Source organism: Streptomyces sp. NRRL WC-3549 (assembly GCF_000721935.1).
GTDB lineage: Bacteria > Actinomycetota > Actinomycetes > Streptomycetales > Streptomycetaceae > Streptomyces.
This window is the reverse complement of sequence record NZ_KL585409.1, coordinates 32072-37700: the sequence shown is the minus strand read 5'-3', so window position 1 is coordinate 37700 and position 5629 is coordinate 32072. Positions and strand designations below refer to the sequence as shown.

At 70.8% G+C, this 5629-nt stretch carries 5 protein-coding genes and 1 pseudogene; 5 read left to right on the top strand and 1 reads right to left on the bottom strand.

The features are described from left to right. The first annotated feature begins 218 nt into the window (after positions 1-218). Positions 219-1040: a serine/threonine-protein kinase gene (locus tag IH13_RS37920; RefSeq protein ID WP_234433335.1), complete on the top strand. Its 822-nt coding sequence runs from the start codon at positions 219-221 to the stop codon at positions 1038-1040. A gap of 229 nt (positions 1041-1269) precedes the next feature. On the opposite strand, the gene IH13_RS0119640 is transcribed toward IH13_RS37920, so the two are convergent. Next, positions 1270-1632 carry a tetratricopeptide repeat protein gene (locus IH13_RS0119640; protein WP_031086213.1) on the bottom strand — a complete coding sequence of 121 codons (363 nt, stop codon included), beginning with the start codon at positions 1630-1632 and terminating at the stop codon, positions 1270-1272. Positions 1633-1752: 120 nt separating this feature from the next. Here IH13_RS0119640 and IH13_RS0119635 point away from each other — a divergent pair, with 120 nt between their 5' ends. The 4 genes and pseudogenes from IH13_RS0119635 to IH13_RS44750 form a co-directional block, all read left to right on the top strand. Further along, entirely contained in the window at positions 1753-2718 is a 966-nt protein-coding gene (locus IH13_RS0119635; RefSeq protein WP_031086211.1) for a pirin family protein, read from the top strand. A gap of 689 nt (positions 2719-3407) precedes the next feature. Next, on the top strand, positions 3408-4427 hold the full coding sequence (locus IH13_RS46130) for a hypothetical protein (RefSeq protein WP_420713380.1): 1020 nt from the start codon (positions 3408-3410) through the stop codon (positions 4425-4427). Further along, a pseudogene (locus IH13_RS45790) lies at positions 4424-4645 on the top strand (hypothetical protein); the annotation flags it as partial. The gene IH13_RS46130 and the pseudogene IH13_RS45790, both read left to right, overlap by 4 nt. A gap of 511 nt (positions 4646-5156) precedes the next feature. Continuing rightward, a partial coding sequence (locus tag IH13_RS44750) for an acyl carrier protein (RefSeq protein ID WP_234433339.1) occupies positions 5157-5629 on the top strand: 473 nt, incomplete at its 3' end.

The window sequence follows — 5629 nt, the reverse complement described above, 5'->3', positions numbered from 1 at the left end:
GGAGTAGGGGGCGACGACAGGCCGGGCCCCGAAGGCCCGGAACCCGGCTCCGCGGCCCTGCGGGGGCGGGCGGGGCAGGCCGGACGGCCGGCGAGCACAGGAGGTGCACATGAAGGTCCCGCAGTGGCCGACGGGAGGGGCGACACGCCCCGATCTCCGGCTGACCACCCGTGTGCTCGCGGACCGGTACCGGCTCGGCGACCTGCTGGGGCGCGGCGGTGCGGCCGACGTGTACGAGGCGCTCGATCTGCGGGATGTGTATAAGAGACAGTACGGAGGAACGCTTCCGCGACGAGGGCCGGCTGCTGGCACAGCTGCACCACCCCGGGCTGGTCTCCGTGTACGACTCCGGTCAGGAGGACGGACGCCCCTACCTGGTGATGCAGCTGATCAAGGGGGCCACCCTGCGGCGCCGTATCGCGGCGGCCCGCATGACTCCGGCCGAGGTCGGCCGGGCCGGGTCCGCGCTGGCCTCGGCGCTGGCGCACGTGCACGCGGCCGGTGTCATACACCGTGACGTCAAGCCCGCGAACATACTCCTGGACGAGACGGGCCACCCCCACCTGACCGACTTCGGGATCTCCGAGCTGCTCGACGCCGCTGCCCGCACCACCACCGGCCCGCTCGTGGGAACCGCCGCGTACCTCGCGCCGGAGCAGGTGCAGGGCAGGGGGGCGGGGCCGGCCGCGGACGTCTACAGCCTGGGGCTGGTGCTGATCGAGTCTCTCAAGGGCGAGGTGGAGTACGGGGGAGCGCCGTTGGAGTCCGCCATGGCGCGGCTGCACCGTCCGCCGGCCGTACCCTCCCACCTGTCAGCGGACCTGGCGGAGCTGTTGCGCGCCATGACCGATCCGTCCGAGCACGGCCGCCCGGACGCCCTGTGCTGTTCGCGGGCGCTGGCCGCGCTGGGGGAGAGCGCCCCTTCCGTACCCGTTCCGGCGAACACCGCCGCCGGCCCCGGCGCCCCCGGGGCGGTCCTGCGCGCCGGCCGGGCCCTGCTGGCCGCGATGCGGCGCCGGCCGTGCCCGGAGCCCCGCTGACCGCGGCCCATGGGCGCGCCCGTCGGCGCGCGGCCCGTTACGGCAGTCACCGAGCCATCGCCGCCGTGCGCGAGGGACCCGACGGCGTTCGACGCCGTGGGGAGGCGGGTCCGGCGTTCTCCCCCGCACCCGTTCACCGGGGCCGCATCCGACTCCGGGGTTCGGTCGGGCCGGGTCGGGTGCAGGGCGGCGGCTCTCCGTGGGACACCGCCGCCCGCCCGGCCCGCGTCTACCGCGCTGTCGGTCCCGGCGCGTCGAATTCCCCGGACAGCGCCGCGGCCATGCGCAGGTGCGTGGCCGCTTCGGACTGCCGGCCTTGGCGTTCCAGGGTGCGTCCGAGCATCAGACGCGCGTAGTGCTCGACCGGGTCGCGTTCGAGCACCTCACGCAATTCACCTTCGGCCTTGGTGAGCCGCGCCGAGTGGTAGTAGGCCCGCGCCAGCAGCAGCCGCAGGGAGACCTGTTCGGGCATCTCCTCGACGAGGCCGCCGAGGATGCGCGCAGCGGTCACGTACTCCTTCGCCTCGAAGAACATGTTCGCCCGGTCCCAGCGATCGGCGGGCGTACCGAATTCGTAGTAGGTCTCGTCCACTTCTCCTCCTTGACCGGGGTGGTGGGCAGTGACGCCGACACCGGAAGTAGTTTAACATTCCACTAAATTATCGGCGTGGGGGCGGCCGCTCCGTGCCCACTCGGGAATAGGTTGAGCGCCATGAGCAATCTCGATCGCCAGGCCACCCCCACCGTCTGCGGAGGGCGGGGTTTCGTCGTCGCCGAGCCGGTGCGGGAGCTCCTCTCCCCGCGCCATGTGCAGCTCGGCGAGTCGACCCAGGTCCGCCGGCTGCTGCCCAACCTCGGGCGTCGCATGGTGGGGGCCTGGGCCTTCGTCGACCACTACGGCCCCGACGACATCGCCGACGAGCCTGGGATGCAGGTCCCTCCGCACCCGCACATGGGTCTGCAGACGGTCAGCTGGCTGCACGACGGCGAGGTCCTGCACCGCGACAGCCTGGGCAGCCTGCGGACGATCCGGCCGAGGGAACTGGGGCTGATGACCTCCGGGAGGGCCATCAGCCACTCCGAGGAGAGCCCGAAGCCGCACGCCGGATTTCTGCACGGCGCCCAGCTCTGGGTCGCCCTGCCCGACGCCCACCGGAACGTGGAACCGCACTTCCAGCACCACGCCGACCTTCCCGCCGTCACGGCGCCGGGACTCACCGCGACCGTGATCCTCGGCGAACTGGACGGTGCCAGGTCGCCCGGTACGGCGTACACCCCGATCGTCGGGGCGGACCTCGCTCTCACCCGGGGCGCCGACGCCCGGCTGCCCCTGGGCCCCGACTTCGAGTACGCGGTGCTGTCGATGTCCGGCGAGGCGGAGGTGGACGGGGTCCCGGTGCTGCCGGGTTCGATGCTCTACCTTGGCTGCGGCCGTACCGAACTGCCCCTGCGTGCGGAGTCCGACGCGGGGCTGATGCTTCTGGGTGGCGAGCCGTTCGAGGAGGAGATCGTCATGTGGTGGAACTTCGTCGGACGGTCCCACGAGGAGATCGCACAGGCGCGTGCGGACTGGATGGCCAGTGACAGGTTCGGTGAAGTGGAGGGCTACGACGGGGGTCGGCTGCCCGCTCCGCAACTCCCGCCGGTGGCGCTGAAGCCGCGAGGAAGGGTGCGCTGACCCGCGTTGATGCGAATGGGGCCCGGTGAGCTTTTCGCCGCGGCGACTGGGCCCCCGTACGTCGAAGCGGAATCGCCTCCTCCTCGCGGTGCAGGCTTCCGGTGTACGCGCTGTGGGCCACATACGTCACTGTCGGAGCGACGACGCCGTTGCGCGGGCTGGTGACCCCGCGCGGACGCTGCCCCCACCCCTTGGGGCCACGCCGCCTGACGCGCGATGCGTGACGGTGATCCTGGTGACGGTGGTGAGCGCGTCCTTCGGGGGCGCCCCGGTCGGCACCTCGTCGAGCGCGGTGACCAGTCCGTCCATCCCTCCACCATGGCGTCGGCGCACTCGGCGCACTCGGCGCACTCGGCGCACTCGGCGAACAGGGCGTGCGCCGTGGAGCCGACCCGGCCGGCGATGTCCCGGACCGAAGTGCCGGGGTGGCCGTGCTCGTTGAACGCCCCCCGGTGTGCATCAGGGTCGGGTGCCGAAGTGAGGATCACGGCAGCGCGCGCCCGAGTCCTGTTTGCCGTCAAGGCCCTTGCTGGCCAGGCCTAATGGCTGCATGAGCGAATTCCGCTTCCCTCTTTTCCGTGCCCGGAGACCGGATGTTGTGCGGCGGGGCCGGGCTGGAGTTCCAAGCTGTGTGACCTTCGGTAGACGGTTGACGGTCCTGATCAGTCAACCTAAGCTCTCGATTCGAAATGGGGGGCGGCTGGGGAACCTCACGCCGCATGAACGGGGGGCACTTCGGTGTTTGTCTTTCTCTGGTTCATTCTGCGGTCACTGGATCCTGGCATCGGCAATGCGGCCTGTCTGGCCTGGAAGCGTCCTGCCCCCTTCACTACGGGGAACCGGACCGCTGTGTGGCCGCACAGCCTCCGCCCGGGTGCCGCGTCACTTGTGTGAGTCCTTCTCGCATCCGGAAGGCGCAGACAACCAAGGGGGAAACGTGTGCGCTCACACATGCTCGGACGTACCGAACTCGACCGTTGTCCAGGCCGTCAAATTCGCTGAGTTCAGGAACTCGCCGAGCGCTTCTCGCTGACCATCTGGTGAACGGCTGGAGAGCGGGCACGGGGGAAACAGTGATCGAGGAGTTACTTCACGTCCACGTGGGGTCCGCGGAGGTATTAGGTGACGCGGAAATTCATTTCTTCGCCGAGGAGCGCGGGGCCGTCGCCTATAGTGCTCCACGGAATCGACGGGAAATTGCGGCGGTGCGCCGGTGTGCTCGTGCCGCGCTCGGTGAACTGGGTAATCCTTCGGTTCTGCTGCCGCCCGGGTGGCACACCAGCCCGCAATGGCCGGCGGAAACGGTCGGCAGCTCGGCGTGTCGCTCCCGGTGCCCCGCGGCCGCGGTGGCGGGGGCCGGCCGACTGCACTCCGTGGGCATCGACGCCGAGGTAGGCGCCCCGCGCCCAGGATCCCTGCTGGACCTGACCGCCCTGCCGACCGAACGAGACCTCGTGGAACGGCTCGGCGCGCGAAGTGACGCGATGCCATGGGGCCTCCCCGTGTCTGCTGGTCAGTTGCACGAAGGCCGTCACAGCGCCTGGTCCCCCCTCACCCGGCGGATGCCGGCTCACGGGGCCCTGGGCGCACCGCGACGGATCCGTTCCGGCAGCCACCGCCCTCCCCTTGTCCGTAGAAGAACCCCCGGTTCGCGCCACGCACACTCGGGCACCCCCGTGCGTCTTCTTCCTGGGACGGAAATCAGATGACCGCATCCGCCACGTTCACCGAGACCTTTACCGTCACCGCCGACAACCCGCTGTTGCGCGGTCATGTCGTGTACGGCCGCAGCCTGCTGCCGGGTGTCGGCTACGTGGACCTGGTTCTCCAGGTGCTGGCGCGGCACGGGCACCCCATGCCCGAGGTGGAGCTGCGCAACCTCACCATCCTCGCGCCGCTCGTCGCCGGGCCCGGTGAGGCCGTCCTGACCACCGTCGAGGGGCGTCCCGTGGCAGGCGGGGGGTGGCGGGTGGAGGTGCGCAGCCGACGCGACCAGGACGCCACCGACGTTCTGCACGCCGCTGTCACCGCGCACCACCGTGGTCCGGTCGCCTACACGGAGCGGCTCCCGCTGCCCGTCCAGGAGGTGACCCGACGCACCACCATGGACGAGATCTACACCTGGTGCCGGGAGTACGACCTCTACCATTCGGGCCTGATGAAACTCGGCGGCGCGGTCCACCACCGTCCCGGCGACTGGATCGCCGAGCTGGAACTCGCTCCCGAACACCAGTCATCCACCCCTGCGTTCCTGTTCCACCCGGCCCTCTTCGAAGCAGGTCTCCTCGGCGGCGGTGTCGCCTTGGGCATGCTGCACGGGGACAACGACGGCCCTGGCCTCTACCTTCCGCTGATGTTCGACCGGTTCCGCGCGGCCGGGCCGCGTCCGGGTGCCCGCGGACTCCGTCCGCCGCGACGACGAACTCATCCGCTTGGTCGTGGAGTTCTACGACGAGGACGGTCGGAAGATCGCCGAGGTCGGGCAGTTCGTCGCCAAGCGCATCCGGGCGGCGGACGCGCTCGACGTCCGTGGCGACACACCCGCCTCACCGGCCGAGAAGCCCGCTCCCACTGCCGCGTCGGCGGGGGGTTCGCCGCCCGTGTCCGTCGTGCTGCGGGAGTTGGTGGGCGCGCGGCTGGGTGTGTCCGTGGATGCGGTGGATGTGGGTGCGGGGTATTACGAGTTGGGGTTGGGGTCGGCTGATCTGTTGTCTCTGGTGGGGGAGCTGGGGGAGCGGCTGTCGGTGGAGTTGTCGCCGACGGTGATGTTCGAGCATCGGACGATCGCGGAGCTCGCGGCGTGGTTGGAGCCTCAGCTGCCTGCCGGTGCCGTCGTGGCGGCGCCGGTCGTGCCCGTTCCCGCCGAACCGTCCGCCCCCGCCACGCCGCCCGTGTCCGTCGTGCTGCGGGA